The following is a 22,138-nucleotide window of genomic DNA, read 5'->3' on the forward strand; positions in this document are numbered from 1 at the left end:
ACGCGGGTCATCGGCCTGCCCGGTTCAGCGCTCCACGCTGCGGATAGCCGGCACGATTGGCATCGCCGGCGGGCGCGCCGGCTCCACGGCCGGGAACTGGCGCAGGCGCAGCGCCTGCTGCAGGCGGGCGCGGCGCACGTAGGACTGGTAGAGCAGGTCCTTGAGGGTCTCCAGCAACACCATCGCCTGCAGGCGAGTGAGCGGCTGCGCGACCTGGCCCTGCGGGGCCTCGCCCTCGAACAGCACGCGGCGGATGGCGTTGAAGGTGGTGTCGTCGATCTCCGCCAGCATGCGTACCTCGGCCACCTGGTCGAAGATCTTCAGGCGGCTGCGCTCGCCGAGGTCCTCGAGCATGGCCTGGATGGTGGCGCGGCACATCAGCGCGAAGGCCTGGTTGAGCCCCGCAGTGTGGCAGGCCAGCGCCTCGCGGAAGGTGGCGGCGACGGCATCGGGCAGGTGCGCGTAGCTGAAGCGCTCCGGCGGGCGCTCCATTTCCTCCGGCAGCGGGTGGAACTCGACACGGTCCTCATGCCAGGCGCGGACCCGGTAGCGGATGAACAGCGGCGTGTGGCAGGCGTCGCACTCGAGGACGATGCCGACGCGCGCCGGCTGTTCGGCGCGCAGGCGCGCGAAAGTCGGGCAGGCCATCAGCGAGAAATGCGCGACGCTGCCGCAATGCGGGCATTCGCCGTTCACCGACTCCCGGTGCAGGCGGTTCTGGCTGTCGAGGAATGCCGGGATGCTCATGGCCGGGCCTCCGTGGCCGCGCGCTGGTTCAGTGCCGCAGCGGCTTGTAGCGGATGCGGTGCGGCTGGTCGGCATCATCGCCGAGGCGGCGATGCAGGTCAGCCTGGTACTCGGCGTAGTTTCCCGCAAACAGCGTCAGCTGGCTATCGCCCTCGAAGGCCAGGATGTGGGTGGCGATGCGGTCGAGGAACCAGCGATCGTGGGAGATCACGATGGCACAGCCCGGGAAGTCCAGCAGGCCTTCCTCCAGCGCGCGCAGCGTCTCCACGTCCAGGTCGTTGGTCGGCTCGTCGAGCATCAGCACGTTGGCGCCCGCCTTGAGGACCTTGGCGAGGTGCACGCGGTTGCGCTCGCCGCCCGAAAGCAGGCCGATCTTCTGCTGCTGCTGCGTGCCCTTGAAGTTGAAGCGGCCGACGTAGTTGCGCGAGGAGGTCTCGTACCTGCCGACCTTGATCAGCTCCTGCCCGCCGGAGAGTTCCTCCCAGACGGTCTTGCTGTCGTCCAGGCTCTGGCGCGACTGGTCGACGTAGGCCAGTTGCACCGTGGGGCCGATGCGGATGCTGCCGCTGTCGGGCTGCTCCTGGCCGGTGATCAGGCGGAACAGGGTGGTCTTGCCGGCGCCGTTCGGGCCGATGACGCCGACGATGGCACCCGGCGGAATGGCGCCGCTGAAGTCCTCGATCAGCAGCCGGTCGCCGAAGGCCTTGCGCACCTGGTTGAACTCGATGACCAGGTCGCCGAGGCGCTCGCCGGGCGGGATGTAGATCTCGTTGGTTTCCTGGCGGCGCTGGAATTCCTGCGAGCACAGTTCCTCGAAGCGCTGCAGGCGCGCCTTGCTCTTGGCGCGCCGCGCCGAGGGGTTGGCGCGCACCCACTCGAGTTCCGCCTTGATGGTCTTCTGGCGCGCGGCCTCCTGCTTTTCCTCCATGGCGAGGCGCGCCTCCTTCTGCTCCAGCCAGGAGGAATAGTTGCCCTTCCAGGGGATGCCGTGGCCACGGTCGAGTTCGAGGATCCAGCCGGCGACGTTGTCGAGGAAATAGCGGTCGTGGGTCACGGCGATGACCGTGCCCGGGTAGTTCTCGAGGAACTTCTCCAGCCAGGCCACCGACAGCGCGTCGAGGTGGTTGGTGGGCTCGTCGAGCAGCAGCATGTCGGGCTTCGACAGCAGCAGCCGGCACAGCGCCACGCGCCGGCGCTCGCCGCCGGAGAGGGTCTGCACCCGGGCGCTCCAGTCCGGCAGTCGCAGGGCATCGGCGGCGATCTCCAGGGTGCGGTCGACCTCCCAGCCATTCTGCGCGTCGATCTGGTCCTGCAGCTTCGCCTGCTCGTCCAGCAACCGGTTCATGGCCTCGTCATCCATGGGCTCGGCGAACTGTTCGGCGATGGCGTTGAAGCGGTGGACCAGTCCCACCAGGTCGGCGACGCCTTCCTCGACGATCTCGCGCACGCTGCGCGCCGGATCGAGTTCGGGTTCCTGCGGCAGGTAGCCGATCCTGATGCCAGGCTGGGGGCGCGCCTCGCCTTCGTACTCCTGGTCGACGCCGGCCATGATGCGCAGCAGGGTGGACTTGCCGGAGCCGTTGAGGCCCAGCACGCCGATCTTGGCGCCGGGGAAGAAGCTCAGCGAGATGTCGCGGAGGATGAAGCGCTTGGGGGGCACGACCTTGCCCACCCGGTTCATGGTGAAGACGTACTGGCTCATGGCTGGATTTTCGGCTGCCGGCAGAAAAGGCGGCGATTATCGGCGGCGGCTGCCGGAATGACCAGCGGCGGGCCGCCACCGGGGTCCGCGTCGGGTCGCGGGCCGGCGGGGCGCGGCGTACAATTGCGCCCCCATTTGCGCGGAGGCTGGCATGTTTACGAGGGACCTGAAGATCGCCGGATTCGACCCGGACCTGGCTGCGGCGATCGCCGGCGAGCAACGCCGGCAGGAGGAGCACATCGAGCTCATCGCCTCGGAGAACTACGCCAGCCCGCGGGTGCTCGAGGCCCAGGGCAGCGTGCTGACCAACAAGTATGCCGAGGGCTACCCCGGCAAGCGCTACTACGGCGGCTGCGAGTACGTCGACCAGGCCGAGGTGCTGGCCATCGAGCGGGCGAAGAAGCTGTTCGGCGCCGGCTTCGCCAACGTCCAGCCGCATTCGGGCTCGCAGGCCAATGCGGCCGTGTACATGGCGCTGCTCAAGCCGGGCGACACGGTGCTCGGCATGAGCCTCGCCCACGGCGGGCACCTGACCCACGGCTCGCCGGTGAATTTCTCCGGGCGGCTGTACAACATCGTCTCCTACGGCCTCGATCCGGCCACCGGCGAGATCGACTACGCGGCCGTCGAGGCCCAGGCGCGCCAGCATCGCCCGAAGATGATCCTCGCCGGCTTCTCCGCCTATTCGCGGGTGGTGGACTGGCAGCGTTTCCGGCAGATCGCCGACGAGGTGGGGGCGGTGTTCTTCGTCGACATGGCCCACGTGGCGGGCCTGGTGGCGGCGGGCGAGTACCCCAATCCGGTGCCGATCGCCGATGTCACCACCACCACTACCCACAAGACGCTGCGCGGTCCGCGCGGCGGGCTGATCCTCGCGCGCGACAACGAGGAGATCAACAAGAAGCTCAACTCCCTGGTGTTCCCCGGCATCCAGGGCGGGCCGCTGATGCATGTCGTGGCGGCCAAGGCCGTGGCGCTGCTGGAGGCGATGCAGCCGGAGTTCCGCGCCTACCAGAAGCAGGTCAAGGCCAATGCGCGCCAGCTGGCGGCGGCGCTGGCCGGCCGCGGCTTCCGCATCGTCTCGGGTGGCACCGACAACCACATGTTCCTGCTCGACCTCATCGACAAGGACATCACCGGCAAGGATGCCGACGCCGCACTGGGCCAGGCCAACATCACCGTGAACAAGAACGCGGTGCCCAACGACCCGCGCTCGCCCTTCGTCACCAGCGGCGTGCGCATGGGCACGCCCGCCATCACCACCCGCGGTTTCCGTGAGGCGGAGGTGGCCACCGTGGCCGGCTGGATCGCCGACATCCTCGATGACATCGGCGACGGCAGGCGCGTGGCGCGCGTGCGGGGCGAGGTGCTGGAGCTGTGCGGGAAGTTTCCGGTCTACCGGTGAGGCGGCCGTGAGCAGCCGCAAGCCGGGGCGTGCGCCGTGGCGGCGCTGAGCCACGGAGGCCGGCCATGCACTGTCCGTTCTGCAGCCACGAGGAAACCAAGGTGATCGACTCGCGCCTCGCCGGCGAGGGGCGCCAGATCCGCCGCCGCCGCGAGTGCCAGCAGTGCGGCGAGCGCTTCACCACCTTCGAGACCGCGGAACTGGTGATGCCCCGGCTGGTGAAGCGCGATGGCGCCCGCGAGCCCTTCGACGAGGCGAAGCTGCGCAATGGCATGGTCCGTGCGCTGGAGAAGCGGCCGGTGAGCATGGAGGCGGTGGAGGCGGCGCTGGCGCGCATCATCCACGGCCTGCAGACCATGGGCGAGCGCGAGATCGCCTCGCGCCAGGTGGGTGAGCTGGTGATGGAGGAATTGCGTCGTCTGGACGAGGTGGCCTACGTGCGCTTTGCCTCCGTCTACCGCAGCTTCCAGGACGTCACCGCCTTCCAGGAGGAGATCCACCGCCTGCGCGAGATGGGCGACGCCGAGAAGCGCCGCAACCAGCTTTCGCTGCTGCCGGACGAGGAATGAACGCCAGCGCCAGCGACTTCGCCTTCATGGCCCGCGCCCTGCAGCTGGCGCGGCATGGGCTCTTCAGCGCCCATCCGAACCCGCGGGTCGGCTGCGTGATCGTGGCCGGCGGCGAGGTGGTGGGCGAGGGCTGGCATGCGCGCACCGGCGGGCCCCACGCCGAGGCAGTGGCCCTCGCGGCAGCGGGCGAGCGTTCCCGTGGCGCCACCGCCTACGTCAGCCTCGAGCCCTGCTGCCACCAGGGGCGCACGCCGCCGTGCACCGCGGCGCTCATCGCCGCCGGTGTCAGGCGCGTGGTGTACGCGGCAGGGGACGCCAACCCGCGGGTCGCGGGGCGGGGGGCGGCGCAGCTCCGCGAGGCAGGCATCGAGGTCCTCGGCGGCGTGCTGGAGGCGGAGGCGCGGCGGCTGAACATCGGCTTCTTCTCCCGCATGGAACGCGGCCGGCCCTGGGTGCGTGTCAAGCTGGCGACCAGCCTCGACGGCCGCACCGCGCTCGCCAGCGGGGAGAGCCGCTGGATCACCGGCGAAGCGGCCCGGCGTGATGCGCACGGGCTGCGCGCGGGAAGTTCGGTGATCCTCACCGGCGTGGGCACGGTGCTGGCCGATGACCCCGCACTGACGGTGCGCCGTGCGGACCTGGGGGATGTGCTCGTGCCGGAAAGGGTGGTGCTCGATTCGACGCTGCGCACGCCAGCGGCTGCGAAGCTGCTGCAGCCGCCCGGATCCAGCCGCATCTTCTGCACCCGGCCGGATCCGGACCGCGCCGCCGCCTTGCGCGTCGCCGGTGCCGTGATCGAGACCGTCCCCGGGGACGGCGCGCGTCCCGACCTTGCGGCGGTGATGCAGCGGCTCGCGGCACTGGAGGTGAACGAGGTGCTGGTGGAGGCGGGGGCCGGCCTCAATGGCGCTTTGCTCGATGCCGGGCTGGTCGACGAGCTGGTGGTGTACCTGGCACCGGTCGTCCTGGGGGGCGACGCCTTCGGCATGTTCGCCAGCCGCCCGCTCGAGGGCATGGCGCAGCGCCATGCCTTCGAGTTCGCCGGCCTGCGCCGTGTCGGCGCCGACCTGAAACTGACCTACCTGCCCCGGAGATCCTGATGTTCACCGGCATCGTGCAATGCGTGGGGACCGTGCGCGACGTGACACCGCGGGACGGTGACAGCGAAATCCGCGTGGATGTCGACGGCCTGCCCGAGTCGCGGCTGGCGCCCGGCGCCAGCGTGGCGGTCAACGGCGTGTGCCTGACCGTGACCAGGCGCGGCGGCGGCAGCGCCAGCTTCGATGTCTCTCGCGAGACGCTGGCGCTCACCACGCTCGGCAGGCTCACCGCGGGAAGCCGCGTCAATCTCGAGCCGGCCCTGGTGCTGGCCGACACCCTGGGAGGGCACCTGGTCTCCGGCCATGTCGACGGCATCGGCGAGGTGCTGGCGCTGGAGCCCGACGCGCGCTCCACCCGCATGCGCCTGCGCGTGCCGGCGGAGCTGGCCCGCTACGTGGCCCGCAAGGGCTCGCTCTGCGTGGATGGCGTCAGCCTCACCGTCAACGCTGTTGCCGGCGACCGGGCCGACGTCAATCTCGTGCCTCACACCCTGCGGAGCACTATCATGGAGGACTACAGGCCCGGCACCGCGGTCAACATCGAGGTCGACCTCATCGCCCGCTACCTCGAACGCCTGGTCGCCGACGGAAAATGAACATGCAGGAACAGGCCCGCGACAACTCCTTCGCCTTCAGCGACATCCGCGACATCATCGCGGACATCCGCGACGGGCGCATGGTCATCATCGTCGACGACGAGGACCGCGAGAACGAGGGCGACCTGATCATGGCTGCCTCCAAGGTGCGCCCGGAGGACATCAACTACATGGCCCGCTTCGGCCGCGGGCTGATCTGCCTGACACTGAGCCGCAGCCGCTGCCAGCAGCTGCGCCTGCCGCTGATGGTCAACGGCACCGACGAGCAGCAGGCCACCAACTTCACCGTGTCGATCGAGGCGGCGGAGGGCGTCACCACCGGCATCTCCGCCCACGACCGTGCGCACACCATCCGTGTCGCGGTGGCGCCCGAGGCTCGTGCCGAGGACCTGCGCCAGCCGGGCCATGTCTTCCCGCTGATGGCGCAGCCCGGCGGCGTGCTGACCCGTGCCGGGCACACCGAGGCCGGTTGCGACCTCGCGCGCCTGGCAGGGCTGGAACCGGCGGCGGTGATCGTCGAGATCCTCAACGAGGACGGCACCATGGCGCGCCGGCCGCAGCTCGAGGAGTTCGCGCGCCAGCATGGGCTGCGCATCGGCAGCATCGCCGACCTCATCCGCTTCCGGCTGCAGCACGAGGTGTCGGTGGAGCGCATCGGCGAGCACCGGGTGGACACCGAGATGGGCGCGTTCCGCCTGTACTGCTACGAGGACCACGTCAGCCGCAACGTGCACCTGGCACTGGTGCACGGCGACATTTCCGCTGATCAGGTGCCGCTGGTGCGTGTCCACGTGCAGGACACGCTCGGCGACGTCATCGGCGTGCAGGGTCCGCAGCTCGGCTGGCCGCTGCGCGCAGCCATGCGCCGCATCGTTGCCGCGGGCGCCGGGGTGGTGGTGCTGCTGCGCTATCCGGAGACGCCGCGCCAGCTGGTGGCGGCCGTGCGTGCGCTGGCGCAGCCGCAGCCGGCGGAGCAGCCGCGCCGCGAGCGTGTCGCGGTGCTGCGCACCTTCGGCACCGGTGCGCAGATCCTGCGCGACCTCGGTGTCACGCGCATGCGGGTGCTCAGCGCGCCCAAGCAGATGCATGCGATTTCCGGCTTCGGGCTGGAAGTAGTAGAGTACGTGGATGACCCGGCCTGAGGCCGGCAACGTCGTTCTTTAAGGTCGCCATGCGCACACTCGAAGGCCAGCTCAACGTCCGCGACGCGAAGTTCTGCATCCTCGCGGCCCGCTTCAACGACCGCATAGTCGAGGACCTGGTGCGCGGCGCCCTGGACACCCTCAGGCGCCACGGCATACCCGATACCGCCATCGACCTGGTGCGCGTGCCGGGGGCCTACGAGCTGCCGCTGGCGGCGAAGAAGGTGGCGCGCACCCGCCAGTACGACGGCCTGGTGGCCCTCGGGGCGGTGATCCGCGGCGCGACCCCGCATTTCGATTACGTCTGCGGCGAATGCGCGGCCGGGCTCGGCCGCGTCAGCCTGGAGTTCGACCTGCCGATCGGCTTCGGGGTGCTGACCTGCGACACCGTGGACCAGGCGGTGGAGCGTTCCGGCGTCAAGCATGGCAACAAGGGCGCGGATGCTGCGCTGGCCGCCATCGAGATGGTGAGCCTGCTGCGGCAGATCGCTCCCTGAGCGGCGGGCGACCCCCATGGCTCGTGGTCGCCACGGCGCGCGCCGCCTCGTGCTGCAGGCCCTGTACCAGCACCAGCTGGCCGGGCACAGCCCCGCGGAGCTCATCGCCCAGTTCAGCGTCAGCAAGGAATTCCGCGGCATCGATGCCGCGTATTTCAATTTGCTGGTGGAGGAGATCATCCCTGCCGGGGCGGCGCTCGACGAGCTGATCGCCGCGGCCGCCGACCGGCCGGTGAACCAGCTCGATCCGGTGGAGCGGGCCGTGCTGTGGATCGGCCTGACCGAGCTGCGCGCGCATGCCGACGTGCCCGAGCGCGTGGTCATCGATGAAGCCATCGAGCTGGCCAAGGAGTTCGGCGCCCAGGACGGCTTCCGCTACGTCAACGCGGTGCTCGACGGCATGGTTCGCCGGCTGCGCCCGCCCGCCGGCGGCTGAGCCGTGGCCGCGCGGCGCCCGGCCCTCGACGAGGCGACGCTGATCGGGCGCTACTTCGCGCGGCGGTCGCCGGCCAATCGCGGCGTGATCCTCGGCATCGGCGACGATGCCGCCGTGACGCGGCTGCCACGCGGCCATGAGCTGGTGACGGCCACCGACGCCATCTTCGAAGGCGTGCACTACCCGCATGGCACGCCGCCGCGCGCCATCGGCCACCGCTGCCTCGCCGTCAACCTGAGCGATCTCGCCGCCATGGGCGCCACGCCGCTCTGGGCCTCGCTGGCGCTGAGCCTGCCGCGCGCCACCGATGCCTGGCTGCGCGAGTTTTCCGCCGGCTTCTTCGCGCTGGCCCGGACCTGGAACGTGGCGCTCATCGGTGGCGACACCGTGCGCGGGCCGGCGGGAGCCACGGTGACGGTGCAGGGTCATGTGCGCCGCGGCCGTTACCTGACGCGTGATGCGGCACGGCCCGGCGACGGCATCTGGGTCACCGGCCGCCCGGGCGACGCGGTGGCCGGCCGGCTGCAGCTCGGGGTGCGTGGCGCCAGCCTGCTGCTCCGCCAGCGTTTCCTCTACCCGGTGCCGAGGCTGCGCGAGGGCAGGGCGCTCGTCGGCATCGCCTCGGCGATGATGGACGTCTCCGACGGCCTGCACGACGATCTCGGCAAGCTCATGAGTGCCAGCGGCTGCGGCGCCGACCTCGACGCCGGCCGCCTGCCGTTGTCGCGGCGGCTGGTGAGCGCGGTGGGTCGCGAGGCCGCGCGTCACCTGGCGCTCTGCGGCGGCGATGACTACGAGCTGCTCTTCACCGTGCCCGTGCGCCGCGAAGCGCAGCTCGCCCGCACCATCAGCGGCTGGGCATTGCCGGTCACCCGCATCGGCACCGTGCGCCGCGCCGCGGGCCTGCGCTGGAGCATGGACGACAAGCCTTTCCGCTTCCGCGACCGGACGTTCCGGCATTTCGCGTAGCACCGCGATGCCCCTCCCTCCCGACCGCTCCCTGCCCCGCGAAGTGCTGCGCCACCCCGTGCACTGGCTGCCCTTCGGCCTCGGTGCGGGCCTGCTGCCCTGGGCGCCGGGCACCTGGGGTTCGCTGCTTGCGGTGATGCTGTTCTGGCTGCTGCCGCCGCTCGAGCCGCTGCTGCACCTCGGGCTGGCCGCCGCGGGTTTCGTGCTGGGCGTGGGGCTCTGCGGGCTGAGCGCGCGCCGGCTCGGGGTGCACGATCATCCGGGCATCGTGCTGGATGAAATCGTGGCCATGTGGGCGACGCTGGCGGCGGTGCCGCGCGCCGCGCTGTGGTGCGGGCTGGCTTTCATCGCCTTCCGCGTGATGGACATCTGGAAGCCCTGGCCGATCCGCGAGGCGGATCACAGAATCCCCGGGGGCCTGGGAATTATGCTCGACGATGCGTTGGCGGCCGCATTTGCGGCCGCGGTTGTGTCGAGCCTGTGGAAACTCAGCGAATCCCTGTACTGACGGATGCCGCGACCGCCGCCGCAGCCGCGACGCCAGCCTCGGCCGCGGACGCCGGGCCGGTGCCCGGGCGCATCGGCAAGTACGTCATCGTCAACGAGGTCGGCCGCGGCAGCACCGGCACGGTGTACCTGTCCCACGATCCGTTCTTCAAGCGCGACGTCGCCATCAAGGTCTACAACATCGTCACCGACGAGGACCCCGAGCGGGCGAAGATCGCCCGCAAGATGTTCTTCAACGAGGCGCGCATGGTGGGGATGCTGCAGCATCCGAACATCCTGCCGATCTACGACGCCGGCGAGGAGGATGGCCGGTACTACGTCGTCATGGAACATGTGCAGGGCGCGCGAACGCTGGCGGCCTACTGCCGGCCGGACAACCTGCTGCGGGTCGATGACGTCGTCAAGACCATCTACAAGTGCGCCCGTGCCCTGCAGTACGCGCACAAGCGCGGCGTCATCCACCGCGACATCAAGCCGAGCAACATCATGCTGATGCGCGACAACGACGTGCGCATCATCGACTTCGGCATCGCCCTGCTGCGCGACGCGGATGTCTCCAGGATCGAGGGCATCGCCGGCTCGCCGAGCTACATGTCCCCGGAGCAGGTGGAGTCCGCGGAAATCACGCCGGCCTCCGACATCTACTCCCTGGGCGCGGTGATGTACGAGCTGCTGACCGGATTCCGTCCGTTCCGCGCCAGCACCCTGTCGCGGCTGCTCAACCAGATCGTCTATGCCACGCCGCCGCCGCTGCACTCGCTGCGCGAAGGCATTCCCGACGAGCTGGAGCAGGCGGTGATGGCGGTGCTCGCCAAGTCGCCGCCTGCGCGCATCAATGGCGCCGAGCTGGCCGCACGGCTCACCCGGGTCTACCAGCAGCTGCGCCAGGAATATGCCAAGGTCGACAACCAGGAGCACTTCGACCAGTTGCGCCGCCTGAGCTTCTTCCACGACTTCTCCGGCCCCGAGATCTGGGAGCTGCTGCGCGCCAGCGAGTGGCGTGAGTACAGCGGCGGCGACGAGATCGTCCGCGAGGGCGAGATGGATGACCGCTTCTACGTCATCGTCGCCGGCGGTGTCAGTGTCGAGATGAACGGCAGGGCGGTGGGCGTGCTGGGCGAGGGCGACTGCTTCGGCGAGAGCAGCTACGTCGGTGGCGTGAAGCGCAATTCCACCATCCGCGCGGAGGAGCCCGTCACCGTGCTGAGCGTCAGCGCCACGCTGCTGGAGCAGGTATCCACCGACTGCCAGCTGCGCTTCAACAAGGTGTTCCTGCGCTCGCTGATCCGCCGCCTGCAGGGGTCCAACGGCACGCGCACCTGAACGGTGCAGCGCGCCCGGTTCAGTCCGCGGCGTCTTCCCCGTCGTCGCCGGCATCCTGCCCGGCGAGGGTCTCCGGATCCAGGTCGCGCAGCTCCGTGCCCATCAGCTGCTGCACCCGCTGCTCGGCATCCTTCAGCGCCGCCTGGCAGTCGCGGCTGAGGCGCACGCCGCGTTCGAACTGCTTCAGCGATTTCTCCAGCGGCTGGTCGGCCGATTCCAGCTGCTCGACGATTTCCTCGAGCTCGGCCAGGGCCTTCTCGAGATCGATGCGGGGGCGGCGCGAATCCGTCATGACAGGTGGGCTTGGCTGTGAACGCCGGCTAACTTCGCACACGGGTCCGGGACGGTCAATCGCAGCAGCGTGGCGTGTATAGTGAGGCGGCTGATTTGACAGCCCGGGCCCGGGCTGCCTATATTTGGATCAATTCTAATTTCGGCCCGGATGGGCCGGGCCAGCCAGTCGAGGAGAAGATCAGTGAAGCTCAAGGGAAGCAAGACCGAGAAGAACCTGAAGGACGCGTTTTCCGGCGAGTCCCAGGCCAACCGTCGTTACCTGTATTTCGCACTGAAGGCCGACGTCGAGGGCCACAATGACGTCGCCGCGGTGTTCCGTTCCACGGCCGAGGGCGAGACCGGCCATGCCCATGGCCACCTCGAGTACCTCGAGGCGGTGGGTGATCCCGCCACGGGTCTGCCGATCGGCGAGACCAATGCCAACCTCAAGGCCGCCATCGCCGGCGAGACCCACGAGTACACCGACATGTACCCGGGCATGGCCAAGGCCGCCCGCGAGGAGGGTTTCGGCGAGATCGCCGACTGGTTCGAGACTCTGGCCAAGGCGGAGCGTTCCCACGCCAACCGCTTCCAGAAGGCTCTCGACACGCTGGGTCGCTGAGCCCCTGACATCGAGTGATTGAAGGGCCTGGTTGCGGCGCCGTCCGGCACCGCAACCAGGCCTGCCTGGCCACTGCGGGCCGGTCCCGTCCTGGCGGCCCGTCACGGGAGAGTTGCATGGCGGACAAGTCCACCCGCGAGGGCAGTCTCGAGGCCGCAAGGCGCCATCCGCTCGACTGGCAGAGCGAGGCCTTCTACGACGCAGACGCGCTCACTGCCGAAATGGAGCGCATTTTCGAGATCTGCCACGGCTGCCGCCGCTGCTTCAGCCTGTGCAACGCCTTTCCGACGCTCTTCGACGCCATCGACGCCACCGACACCGGCGAGCTGGAGGGCGTGCCGAAGACCGTGTACTGGGAAGTGGTCGATCACTGCTACCTGTGTGATCTCTGCTTCATGACCAAGTGCCCGTACGTGCCACCGCACCCGTGGAACGTCGATTTCCCCCACCTGATGCTGCGGGCCAAGGCCAAGCGCTTCCGCGACGAGGGCGCACCGCTGCGCGATCGCCTGCTGGCCTCGACCGACGCCGTCGGCAACCTGGCCGGCATCCCGGTGGTGGCCGAGGTGGTCAACGCCGTCAATGCCACCGCCATCGGCCGCGCCGCGCTGCAGGCCACGCTCGGCGTGGCACGCGATGCGCCGCTGCCGCGCTATGAATCGAACACTGCGCGCCGCCGCCTCGGGCGGCAGCGGCCCGCGCCCGCCGCGCCCACGGGCGAGGCGGGCGGCACCAGCGGGCGCGTGGTGCTGTTCACCACCTGCTACGGCAACCGCAACCTGCCATCGATGTGCGAGGACCTGGTGGCGGTCTACGAGCACAACGGCATCGAGGTGCAGCTCGCCGGCACCGAGACCTGCTGTGGCATGCCGCGCCTCGAGCTCGGTGACCTGGAGTCCGTGGCCCGTGCCAGGGAAGTGAACGTGCCGGAACTCGCGGCCTGGGTGCGCAAGGGCTACGAGATCGTCGCGCCGATCCCTTCATGCGTGCTGATGTTCAGGCAGGAACTGCCGCTGATGTTTCCCGATGATGCCGAGGTGCGGCTGGTGGCGGATGCCTTCCGTGATCCCTTCGAGTACCTGGTCGCGCGGCAGAAGGCCGGCAGGGTGCGCACGGACTTCCGTACCGCGCTCGGCAAGGTGGCCTACCACGTGCCCTGCCACCAGCGGGTGCAGAACGTCGGGCCGAAGACCCGCGAGGTCCTCGAGTGGATCCCGGGCACGGAGGTGCTCGCCGTCGAGCGCTGCTCGGGCCACGACGGTACCTACGGCGTCAAGCAGCGCTTCCGCGCCGCATCGCTGAAGATCGCCGCGCCGGTCGTCGCGCGGGTCAAGGATGCCGGCGCCACCGCGTTCACCAGCGACTGCCCGATGGCGGGCGCGCAGATCGCCGGCCAGCTGCCCGAGGACAACTATGCCCATCCCTTCACCCTGCTGCGCCGCGCCTACGGGATCTGAGTCCATGGACAAGCTCGACATCGCCGACCTCTACGGCCTCGAGGAATACGCGCGGCTGCGCAACGATTTCCGCGCGCGCGTCATGGAGCACAAGCGCCACCGGCGGCTGCACCTCGGCGAGCACTTCACGCTGTGCTTCGAGGATCGCCTGACGATGCAGTACCAGGTCCAGGAAATGCTGCGTACCGAGCGCATCTTCGAGGAGGCGGGCATCCGTGACGAACTCTCCGCCTACAATCCGCTGATCCCCGACGGCAGCAACTGGAAGGCGACGTTTCTCGTCGAGTACTCCGATCCTGCCGAGCGCGCCCGCGCGCTGGAACGGCTGGTCGGCATCGAGCACCAGGTCTGGGTACGCGTGGATGGGCATCCGCCGGTGACCGCCATCGCCGACGAGGACCTCGACCGCAGCACGGACACCAAGACCTCCGCCGTGCACTTCCTGCGTTTCGAGCTGTCGCCCGGCATGGTCGCTTCCCTGAAGGCCGGCGCCGGCCTCGCCGCCGGCATCGATCATCCCGCAGGACTGCAGCGCATCGACGCCGTGCCCGAGGTGGTGCGCGAGTCGCTGGTGGCGGACCTCGACTGAAGCCAGGCCAGGGCGGGATCGTCGCTCCGGATCCGGCATGGAAGCGGGCTCATGCCCGGCCGGGCGCCTTTCGTGCAGTCGCCTACAGCCGCATCTCGGCGGCGATGGCATCGTAAGGAGCGCGCAGGCCGTCTGGCTGGCGATCGAGCAGGCCGGAGGCGGCCAGCGTCTCGACGTCCTCGTGGACGCGCTTGTAATCGCGTTCGAGCCGCTGCGCCAGTGCCCGGATGGACGGCGCCGGTTGCGCATGCAGCGCACGCAGCAGCTCCAGCCGTTTCGGCGTCAGCGCGTTGAGCAGTGCCGGCAGGTCGGGGAACGTCAGGTGCGTTTCCCGGGCGCGCTCGCCACGCCCGGCCCGGTGCCAGGCGCTGACGAACCGCTGCCCCATCTCTTGCGGCGTGCCGACATGAAGCTGAATCTTCTTTCTTGCGCTCATCGTCGTTGCCCTCGCGCCCGGCCAACGTCGGCCAGGGAGTCTGCCACCAGTTGTTCCGGTGTCGTGAACCGGTATGCCGTATCGATGCCGGATGCTTCGTGTCGCATCAGCAGCACGCGGCTGCGAACGGCGAACTCGACGGCGCCGGTGATGCGGGGCGCGATCCCGTGCCGGGCACCGGCCTCCACCAGCCCGACCCAGGCGGATTCTGGCGCGACGGCCATGACATCGATGTCCTGGGTCAGCCTGGGCTGTCCGAGCACGGAAGCGGCCACGCCGCCGATGAGCATCGAGGGAACGCCCGCCCCGTCGAGCCATTGCAGCAGATCGGCAAGGGCGGTGCGTAAGGAGGCCGGAACCTGCTCAGGCACCGTATGCCCGTCGCAGCCGGTCCCAGCGCTCGCGAACAGCCCGGACACCGGCATCCCGATCGGACTCTGCGCCGAACAGCTCGCGTGAGGCCACCAGGGCGCAGACCTGCCGGAACCGGATTTCCTTCGACGCAGACCGGCGCATCGCGGCTTCCCGGTCCCGGACCAGCTCCCAGCGCCGTGCCAGGGCCTGTGCGTCTTGCGGCGAGATCGCGGACATGAAGCGGATTATAGGCCGCCTGATCCGCTCATCGTCTGACCACTTCGCAGTGGATACGGAAAGCCGGAAGCCCGAAAAGCCCGACCTGGCACCTTATGGAAAATCTCGCGACGGCGGTGGGAGGGATTCACCCATTTGGGGGATGGCGGGAAATCGGGGGGGGTAGATTCATGCTGCAGACCGGAAGGGGAAGGGACCTGGTCCGGTTTGCGGAAGAACCAACAACGACGGCAAAGCTCGATGGGGGAAACGTCATGAAGAGATATCTCGGCGGGATTGTCCTGGCCCTGTGGTGCTGCGGTTCGGTGCAGGCCGCGCTGCTGAGCCGGCTGGGCGGGCAGGCGGTGTATGACACCGATCGCAACATCACCTGGCTGGCCAATGCGAACCTTGCGGCCAGCAACACCTTTGGCGTCACGGGTATCGCCGTCAATGGCACGATGACCTGGGCCAAGGCCAACGAGTGGATTGCGGCGATGAACACCGCGAACTATCTCGGGGTGCACGACTGGCGGCTGCCGACGACGCTGCAGCCGGATCCGAGCTGCCATTACCAGTCGGGCGGAGGCAGCTACGGCGTCTCCTGCACCGGCAGCGAGATGGGTCATCTCTTCTACGGCGAGCTGGGCGGCGTGGGAAGCCAATCCATTGTCACGACGCACAATGCCAACTACAGCCTGTTCAGCAACGTCCAGCCCTCCAACTACTGGTCGGGCACGGTCTACGCGCCCGCTCCCGGTAGCTTCGCGTGGGACATCAACTTCGGCTACGGCGACCAGAACTACAACCTCCAGGTCTATGCCTTCCACGCCTGGGCCGTGCGCCCCGGCGATATCGTCCCGGTACCGGCCGCGGTGTGGCTGTTCGGGAGCGCGATGGGAGTGTTCGCGATGGTGCGCCGCCGTGTCCTGGCCGGTGCCGGGGCGTAGGGGCTCCCGGTCCGCTGCCGCGTGAGCAGCGCGGGTGTCTGGCCGCGGCCTGACGCCCGCGCAGCTGCGCTGATGTTTCCAGGCCCCCGCCGGCAGTAGCCGGCCCGGAGGTGCCGCGCTACCATGCGCGCCGGGTTGTGCGCGAATCCGGCGGCGTGTCATGAGCAGCAAGTACGATGCCTCGGCGATCGAGGTCCTGAGCGGTCTCGATCCGGTCCGGCGCCGGCCGGGCATGTATACCGACACCTCGCGGCCGAACCACCTGGCGCACGAGGTGATCGACAACAGCGTCGACGAGGCACTCGCCGGGCATTGCAGCCGCATCGAGGTGACGCTGTTCCGCGACGGTTCGCTGCAGGTGGCCGATGACGGCCGCGGCATGCCGGTGGACATCCACCCGCAGGAGAAGGTGCCGGGCGTCGAGCTGATCCTCACCCGGCTGCACTCCGGCGCCAAGTTCTCCAGCCAGAGCTACCAGTATTCCGGCGGCCTGCACGGGGTGGGGGTCTCGGTGGTCAACGCCCTGTCGAAGAACCTCGAGGTCTGGGTGCGCCGCGACGGGCAGGAATACAACATGAGCTTCCGCGGCGGCAACCGCGCGAGCCGGCTGGAGGCGGTGGGCAAGGTGGGCAAGGCCAACACCGGCACCACCATCCGCTTCTGGCCCGATCCGAAGTACTTCGATTCCGACAAGTTCTCCATCCCGCAGCTGCGCCATGCGCTGCAGGCCAAGGCGGTGCTCTGCCCCGGCCTGAAGATCGTCTTCGCGGTCGAGCACCCCGAGCAGCGCTTCGAGTGGGAGTACCGCGACGGGCTCGGCCAGTACCTGGTGGAGGCCGTGGAGGGGGCGGCGATGCTGCCGGCCCAGCCGTTCATCGGCGAGGCGAAGGGGCAGCACGAGGAGGTGACCTGGGCGCTGTTCTGGGTGGAGGGCGTGGCATCGCCGCCGGGCGAGTCCTACGTGAACCTGATCCCCACGGCGCAGGGCGGCACCCACGTCAGCGGCCTGCGCACCGGGCTGACCGAGGCGCTGCGCGAGTACTGCGATTTCCGCAGCCTGGTGCCGCGCGGCCTGCGCCTCGCGCCCGAGGATGTCTGGGACGGGCTGGCCTACGTGCTGTCGGTGAAGCTCGAGGACCCGCAGTTCTCCGGCCAGACCAAGGAGCGGCTGTCCTCGCGCGAGTGCACCGCCTTCGTCTCCGGCGTGGTGAAGGATGCCTTCGCGCTGTGGCTCAACCAGCACCCGGAGACCGGCGACCAGATCGCGCAGCGCGCCATCGCCGCCGCGCAGAGCCGGCTCAAGGCCACCAAGGTGGTGGCGCGCAAGAAGATCGTCGCCGGGCCGGCGCTGCCGGGCAAGCTCGCCGACTGCACCCGCGACGATCCGCAGGTCTGCGAGCTGTTCCTGGTGGAGGGCGACTCGGCAGGCGGTTCGGCCAAGCAGGCCCGCGACCGGCGCACCCAGGCGGTGCTGCCCCTGCGCGGCAAGATCCTCAACACCTGGGAGGTGGAGCAGGCGGAGCTGCTGGCCTCGCAGGAGGTGCACAACATCAGCCTCGCCATCGGCGTCGACCCGGGCAGCGCGGACCTGTCGGCGCTGCGCTACCACAAGGTCTGCATCCTCGCCGATGCCGATTCCGACGGCCAGCACATCTCCACGCTGATCTGCGCGCTGTTCCTGCGCCATTTCCCGCAGCTGGTGCACGCCGGGCACGTGTACGTGGCCATGCCGCCGCTGTTCCGCATCGACGTCGGCCGCGAGGTGTTCTACGCGCTCGACGAGAACGAGCGCCAGGGCGTGCTCGACCGCATCGAGACCGAGAAGCTCAAGGGCAAGGTCGCCATCACCCGTTTCAAGGGCCTGGGCGAGATGAGTCCGGCGCAGCTGCGCGAGACCACGATGGCGGCCGACACCCGCCGCCTGGTGCAGCTCACCGTGGACGCCGGCGACCAGACCGAGCAGCTGCTCGACATGCTGCTCGCCAAGAAGCGCGCCAACGACCGGCGCAGCTGGATCGAGACCCGGGGCAACCTTGCCCAGGTCCAGGTCTGAGGCACCCCGGCGATGAGCAGGCAGGACAAGCTGGATTTCGAGGGCATCGAGCGGCTGCCGCTGCGCGAGTTCGCCGAGCGTGCCTACCTCGACTACTCGATGTACGTGATCCTCGATCGCGCGCTGCCGCATATCGCCGATGGCCTGAAGCCGGTGCAGCGGCGGATCGTCTACGCCATGAGCGAGCTCGGGCTGGCCGCCGGTTCCAAGCACAAGAAGTCCGCGCGTACGGTCGGCGATGTCATCGGCAAGTTCCATCCCCATGGCGACAGCGCCTGCTACGAGGCCATGGTGCACATGGCCCAGGACTTCGCCTACCGCTACCCGATCATCGACGGCCAGGGCAACTGGGGCTCGGCGGACGACCCGAAGTCATTCGCGGCCATGCGCTACACCGAGGCGCGGCTGCGGCCCTATGCCAGCGTGCTGCTCGCCGAGCTGGAGCAGGGTACCGTGGACTGGGTGCCGAATTTCGACGGCACCCTGCGCGAGCCGGCGCTGCTGCCGGCACGGCTGCCGAACCTGCTGCTGAACGGCGCCACCGGCATCGCGGTGGGCATGTCCACCGACGTGCCGCCGCACAACCTGCGCGAGATCGCCGCCGGCCTGGTCCGGCTGATCGACGACCCCGACCTCTCGGTGCGGCAGCTGATGCGCACCATCAAGGGGCCGGATTTCCCGACCGGCGGCGAGCTGGTCTCCAGCCGCGAGGAGATCGTCGACCTCTATGCCCGGGGCACCGGCACCCTGCGGGTGCGGGCCACCTATGCGGTCGAGGATGGCACCACCATCGTCATCGACAGCCTGCCTTACCAGGCCTCGGGCGCCCGGGTGCTGGAGCAGATCGCCACGCAGATGCGCGCGAAGAAGCTGCCGATGGTGGAGGACCTGCGCGACGAGTCCGACGAGGAGGAGCCCACGCGCCTGGTGATCGGCCTGCGCTCGAACCGCGTGGACATCGAGGCGCTGATGCTGCACCTGTTCGCCACCACCGACCTCGAGCGCACGCTGCGCGTCAACCTCAACGTCATCGGCACCGACGGCAAGCCGGCGGTGCGCGACCTGCGCACCCTGCTGCTCGACTGGCTGGGGTTCCGGCTGGAGACGGTGAAGAGGCGCCTGAAGTTCCGCCTGGAGCGGGTCGAGGAGCGGCTGCACATCCTCGACGGCCTGCTGGTGGCCTACCTCAACATCGACGAGGTCATCCGCATCATCCGCCGCGAGGACGAGCCCAAGCCCGTCCTCATGAAGAAGTTCCGGCTCACCGACACCCAGGCCGAGGCTATCCTCAACCTGCGGCTGCGCTACCTGGCGAAGCTCGAGGAGATGAAGATCCGCGGCGAGCAGCAGGAGCTGGCGGAGGAGCGCGAACGGCTGGACCGCATCCTGCGCAGCCCGGCGAAGCTGCGCGCGCTGGTGCGCGAGGAGATTGAACAGCTGGCGCGCGACTTCGGCGACGAGCGGCGCACGGCGCTGGTGGAGCGGCAGGCCGCGCAGGCCATGGCCGAGGAAGAGCTGGTGCCCGCCGAGCCGGTGACCGTGGTGCTGTCCCAGCGTGGCTGGGCCCGTGCGGCCAAGGGCCACGACATCGACCCGGCGACGCTCAGCTTCAAGACCGGGGATGGCTTCCTCTGCGCCGCCCGTGGCCGCAGCACGCAGCTGGCGGTGTTCCTCGATTCCACCGGACGCGCCTACAGCCTGCCCGCCCACGCGCTGCCCTCGGCGCGCGGCCAGGGCGAACCGCTGTCCGGCCGCCTCAACCCGCCGGATGGCGCGAGTTTCCGTGGCGTCATGATCGGCGATCCCGAGGCCCGCTGGCTGGTGGCGAGCAGCGCCGGCTACGGCTTCTTCGTGAAGCTCGGTGAACTGCACGGCCGCAACCGCGCCGGCAAGGCGGCACTGCGGCTGCAGCCGGGCTGGGACGTGGTCATCCCCGCCGCCTGTCCGCCGGACGGGCTTCCGGAGTCTGCCCGCGTCGCGGCGGTGAGCTCGGCCGGGCACCTGCTGGTATTCGCCGCCGGCGAGCTGCCCGAACTGCCCCGCGGCAAGGGCAACCGCATCCTCGGGATTCCCGCCGCGAAGCTGAAGTCAGGCGAGGAGAAGCTGCAGGCGGTGGCGGTGCTGGGACCGGCCGACGAGCTGCTGGTGCGCAGTGGCCAGCGGCAGATGACGCTGAAGCCCGCGGACCTGGCGCATTACGCCGGCGAGCGCGGGCATCGCGGCCTGGTCCTGCCGCGCGGCTGGCGCGGCGTGGATGCGCTGGACGTGGTTCGCGCCGGCGGCTGAGGCGGCTCTGCCGCTCAGCGTCGGCGGGGCAGCTGGTCGGTGCCGGTGCGCACCATCGTGTCCTCGCCGTCGCCTTCGTCGAGCAGGTGCGTCAGCTGCTTGCGATCGACGACCTGGCTGGCGGTGAGTTCTTCCTCGTAGTCGCTCTCCAGCAGGTTGAGCGCATCCCTGAGGGTCTGCGAGATGGCGGTGTCATCGCCGGCGCGCTGCGACAGGGTCTGCAGGTCGATTTCCTCGACGGTATCGGCGCCACCCGATGCCGGGTCGATGACCGGCTGGGGCGTGGTCGTGAGGCTGGTCTCGTCGCCGAGCCAGCCGATGTCCTGGTCGACCGTGGCGTCGATGCTGGCCGCGCTCAGGTCCAGGTCGAGGTCCTCGGCGGAGGGCAGCGCGTCGCCGGCGGGCTCGTACAGCGGCAGGTCGGGCACCTCGTCGAACAGGCTGGCGAGGTCATGCCCGGCATCGGCTGCCGGGAGTTCCGCCGTCGCCGCCAGCTGCGCCGGTTGCTCCACGGTCACCGATTCATCGGTGCGGGCCAGCGGATCGTGTTCGACTTCCGCGTGGTGGTGTTCCTCCACCACCATGGAAGGCTCTGGTGCCTGCATCGGCTGCCTGAACTTCGGCGCAGCCTGCACTTCGGGCGCGGCGGGCAGCGGTGCGCGGGCCACGGGCTCGATGACCGGCTGGCGCGGCCTCAGCAGGCTGGCGAGCGCGCCGGTCAGCCGGTCGCGCAGCAGCGCGAGGCTCACCACGGCACCGATCAGCACGCCGATCAGTGCTGCGAGCCAGGCTGGCGCGCCGTCGCGTTCCACCGGGGCTGGCGGCACGGCCGCCGGCCGGGCCTCGGCCTGCGGGTCCCGGGCGACGGGTTGTTCGTCGGCGAAGACCGGCGCCGCGGCATCCGCGCTGCCTGGAGCGGCGGGCACAGGTGACGTGACCGGTGCCGGTGCGGCCTCCGGTGCCGGAGTGGCCTCCGCTGCCGGCGCGGCGCCCACGGCCTCGATGGCAGGCGGGCTCGCGTCCGGTGCCTGCGCCATCGCGGGAGAGGGGGTGGCTGCCGCTGCCGTTGTCGCCGTGGCCGGGGGTGAAGCGTCGGTGACCGGCGCCGGGATGATGATTTCGCTGCCGAGCTTGATCAGGTCGGGATTGCCACCGATGAACGCCTGCGGATTGGCGGCGAAGATCCGGTCGGCCAGGCGCCAGACGCCGTGGCCGCCGCCGACGCGCGCGGCAATCGTCGAGAGGGTGTCACCGGCCGCCACGCGATAGCGGCTGCCGGACGGGATCGGCGTGCCCGCTGCAGCCTGCGGCCGCGGGCGGACCGCAAGGCTGCCGCGTGGCGCCGGCGTGGCTGCCTGGTCGGCCGCGATGCCTGTGGTGGCCGCGGCCGCTGGCACGGGCTGCGGTTCGGCAGTTGCCGCCGCTGCGCCCGCCAGCACGGTACCCGGCAGGTCCAGCATCAGCACGTACTGGCGCACCAGCAGGGGCGTGCCGGGGCAGCGTACCTGAACCTGCAGTTCGTACATCGGTTCGTACAGGGGTTGCGTGGTGGTGACGTGCAGGCTGAGGCTGCCGGCGCCGGGCGTCTCCGGAACCGTGACCTGTGGCTGGGGCAGGGCGCTCAGGTCGGAGCGTGCCGGAGTGGGAATGCTGACGCAGGCTGCGCCGAGCATTTCCCCGGGAGCGAGCTGTACCGGGATACGCGCGCTCAGCGGCTGGCCGAGCGCGGACTGCAGCGAGGCATCGCCCAGCGTGACGGCCTGGGCCGGCGTCAGCAGCGAGGCGGCGACACCGCCGAGCGCCAGCGCGCCGGCAGCCAGACTGCGCCGGCCTGTTGCCGGGGCAGCAGCCGCGTTCTTCGACAACTCTTTCCGGCGCATTGACCACCGGCGATGCCCGCGGGCCATAG

Annotated in this window: 23 protein-coding genes; 16 read left to right on the forward strand and 7 right to left on the reverse strand. The window is 69.9% G+C overall.

Going from position 1 to position 22,138, the window contains the following annotated elements:
• Positions 1–24: 24 nt before the first annotated feature.
• Both HRU81_03250 and ettA read right to left on the reverse strand, forming a co-directional pair.
• Entirely contained in the window at positions 25–747 is a 723-nt protein-coding gene (locus tag HRU81_03250; GenBank protein QOJ31199.1) for a hypothetical protein, read from the reverse strand.
• A 28-nt stretch (positions 748–775) separates the two neighbouring features.
• Positions 776–2,449, reverse strand: coding sequence for an energy-dependent translational throttle protein EttA (gene ettA, locus HRU81_03255; GenBank protein ID QOJ31200.1), 1,674 nt, complete (start codon positions 2,447–2,449; stop codon positions 776–778).
• Between the two features lie 151 nt (positions 2,450–2,600).
• Here ettA and HRU81_03260 point away from each other — a divergent pair, with 151 nt between their 5' ends.
• The 10 genes from HRU81_03260 to HRU81_03305 all read left to right on the forward strand — a co-directional run bounded on the left by HRU81_03260 (position 2,601) and on the right by HRU81_03305 (position 10,993).
• A complete protein-coding gene (locus HRU81_03260) occupies positions 2,601–3,854 on the forward strand; it encodes a serine hydroxymethyltransferase (protein QOJ31201.1) in 1,254 nt (417 codons plus the stop codon).
• Positions 3,855–3,919: 65 nt separating this feature from the next.
• Entirely contained in the window at positions 3,920–4,423 is a 504-nt protein-coding gene (gene nrdR / locus HRU81_03265) for a transcriptional regulator NrdR (GenBank protein ID QOJ31202.1), read from the forward strand.
• On the forward strand, positions 4,420–5,523 hold the full coding sequence (ribD, locus tag HRU81_03270; GenBank protein QOJ31203.1) for a bifunctional diaminohydroxyphosphoribosylaminopyrimidine deaminase/5-amino-6-(5-phosphoribosylamino)uracil reductase RibD: 1,104 nt from the start codon (positions 4,420–4,422) through the stop codon (positions 5,521–5,523). The genes nrdR and ribD overlap by 4 nt, the downstream gene beginning before the upstream one ends.
• Entirely contained in the window at positions 5,523–6,119 is a 597-nt protein-coding gene (locus HRU81_03275) for a riboflavin synthase (GenBank protein ID QOJ31204.1), read from the forward strand. The genes ribD and HRU81_03275 overlap by 1 nt, the downstream gene beginning before the upstream one ends.
• Before the next feature lie 2 nt (positions 6,120–6,121).
• Entirely contained in the window at positions 6,122–7,261 is a 1,140-nt protein-coding gene (gene ribB / locus HRU81_03280; GenBank protein QOJ31205.1) for a 3,4-dihydroxy-2-butanone-4-phosphate synthase, read from the forward strand.
• Positions 7,262–7,290: 29 nt separating this feature from the next.
• Complete coding sequence (gene ribE, locus HRU81_03285; protein ID QOJ31206.1) at positions 7,291–7,758, forward strand: 6,7-dimethyl-8-ribityllumazine synthase; 468 nt, start codon at positions 7,291–7,293, stop codon at positions 7,756–7,758.
• Between the two features lie 16 nt (positions 7,759–7,774).
• A complete protein-coding gene (nusB, locus tag HRU81_03290; protein ID QOJ31207.1) occupies positions 7,775–8,194 on the forward strand; it encodes a transcription antitermination factor NusB in 420 nt (139 codons plus the stop codon).
• 3 nt (positions 8,195–8,197) lie between these two features.
• Positions 8,198–9,163, forward strand: a complete 966-nt coding sequence (thiL, locus tag HRU81_03295; GenBank protein ID QOJ31208.1) for a thiamine-phosphate kinase — start codon at positions 8,198–8,200, stop codon at positions 9,161–9,163.
• A gap of 7 nt (positions 9,164–9,170) precedes the next feature.
• Entirely contained in the window at positions 9,171–9,671 is a 501-nt protein-coding gene (locus HRU81_03300) for a phosphatidylglycerophosphatase A (GenBank protein QOJ31209.1), read from the forward strand.
• Positions 9,644–10,993 carry a protein kinase gene (locus HRU81_03305; GenBank protein ID QOJ31210.1) on the forward strand — a complete coding sequence of 450 codons (1,350 nt, stop codon included), beginning with the start codon at positions 9,644–9,646 and terminating at the stop codon, positions 10,991–10,993. The genes HRU81_03300 and HRU81_03305 overlap by 28 nt, the downstream gene beginning before the upstream one ends.
• A 19-nt stretch (positions 10,994–11,012) precedes the next feature.
• Here the strand turns inward: HRU81_03305 and HRU81_03310 are convergent, their stop codons facing one another.
• The gene (locus tag HRU81_03310; protein ID QOJ31211.1) at positions 11,013–11,285 is read right to left on the reverse strand and encodes an exodeoxyribonuclease VII small subunit; all 273 of its coding nucleotides are present in this window, start codon (positions 11,283–11,285) and stop codon (positions 11,013–11,015) included.
• A gap of 183 nt (positions 11,286–11,468) precedes the next feature.
• Between HRU81_03310 and HRU81_03315 the strand changes: the two genes are divergently transcribed.
• From HRU81_03315 to HRU81_03325, 3 genes are all read left to right on the forward strand, one after another.
• Complete coding sequence (locus tag HRU81_03315) at positions 11,469–11,888, forward strand: rubrerythrin (GenBank protein ID QOJ31212.1); 420 nt, start codon at positions 11,469–11,471, stop codon at positions 11,886–11,888.
• 116 nt (positions 11,889–12,004) lie between these two features.
• Positions 12,005–13,345: a Fe-S oxidoreductase gene (locus HRU81_03320; protein QOJ31213.1), complete on the forward strand. Its 1,341-nt coding sequence runs from the start codon at positions 12,005–12,007 to the stop codon at positions 13,343–13,345.
• A gap of 4 nt (positions 13,346–13,349) precedes the next feature.
• The gene (locus tag HRU81_03325; GenBank protein ID QOJ31214.1) at positions 13,350–13,934 is read left to right on the forward strand and encodes a DUF3501 family protein; all 585 of its coding nucleotides are present in this window, start codon (positions 13,350–13,352) and stop codon (positions 13,932–13,934) included.
• Positions 13,935–14,016: 82 nt separating this feature from the next.
• Here HRU81_03325 and HRU81_03330 read toward each other — a convergent pair whose 3' ends face one another.
• Genes HRU81_03330 through HRU81_03340 form a run of 3 tightly spaced genes read right to left on the reverse strand, consistent with a single transcriptional unit; the run spans position 14,017 to position 14,961 of the window.
• Positions 14,017–14,322, reverse strand: coding sequence for a hypothetical protein (locus HRU81_03330; GenBank protein ID QOJ33265.1), 306 nt, complete (start codon positions 14,320–14,322; stop codon positions 14,017–14,019).
• Between the two features lie 44 nt (positions 14,323–14,366).
• Positions 14,367–14,741, reverse strand: coding sequence for a hypothetical protein (locus HRU81_03335; GenBank protein ID QOJ31215.1), 375 nt, complete (start codon positions 14,739–14,741; stop codon positions 14,367–14,369).
• Positions 14,734–14,961 (reverse strand): hypothetical protein, encoded by a 228-nt coding sequence (locus tag HRU81_03340; protein ID QOJ31216.1) that lies wholly within the window; start codon positions 14,959–14,961, stop codon positions 14,734–14,736. The genes HRU81_03335 and HRU81_03340 overlap by 8 nt, the downstream gene beginning before the upstream one ends.
• Positions 14,962–15,215: 254 nt before the next feature.
• Between HRU81_03340 and HRU81_03345 the strand changes: the two genes are divergently transcribed.
• The 3 genes from HRU81_03345 to parC all read left to right on the forward strand — a co-directional run bounded on the left by HRU81_03345 (position 15,216) and on the right by parC (position 20,229).
• Positions 15,216–15,890 carry a VPLPA-CTERM sorting domain-containing protein gene (locus HRU81_03345; protein ID QOJ31217.1) on the forward strand — a complete coding sequence of 225 codons (675 nt, stop codon included), beginning with the start codon at positions 15,216–15,218 and terminating at the stop codon, positions 15,888–15,890.
• A gap of 160 nt (positions 15,891–16,050) precedes the next feature.
• Positions 16,051–17,943, forward strand: coding sequence for a DNA topoisomerase IV subunit B (gene parE / locus HRU81_03350; GenBank protein QOJ31218.1), 1,893 nt, complete (start codon positions 16,051–16,053; stop codon positions 17,941–17,943).
• A gap of 12 nt (positions 17,944–17,955) precedes the next feature.
• Positions 17,956–20,229 (forward strand): DNA topoisomerase IV subunit A, encoded by a 2,274-nt coding sequence (parC, locus tag HRU81_03355; protein QOJ31219.1) that lies wholly within the window; start codon positions 17,956–17,958, stop codon positions 20,227–20,229.
• A 14-nt stretch (positions 20,230–20,243) separates the two neighbouring features.
• Here parC and HRU81_03360 read toward each other — a convergent pair whose 3' ends face one another.
• A complete protein-coding gene (locus tag HRU81_03360) occupies positions 20,244–22,109 on the reverse strand; it encodes a LysM peptidoglycan-binding domain-containing protein (protein ID QOJ31220.1) in 1,866 nt (621 codons plus the stop codon).
• Positions 22,110–22,138: the final 29 nt, after the last annotated feature.

This window comes from Gammaproteobacteria bacterium (genome assembly GCA_015709695.1).
Taxonomy (GTDB): domain Bacteria; phylum Pseudomonadota; class Gammaproteobacteria; order Steroidobacterales.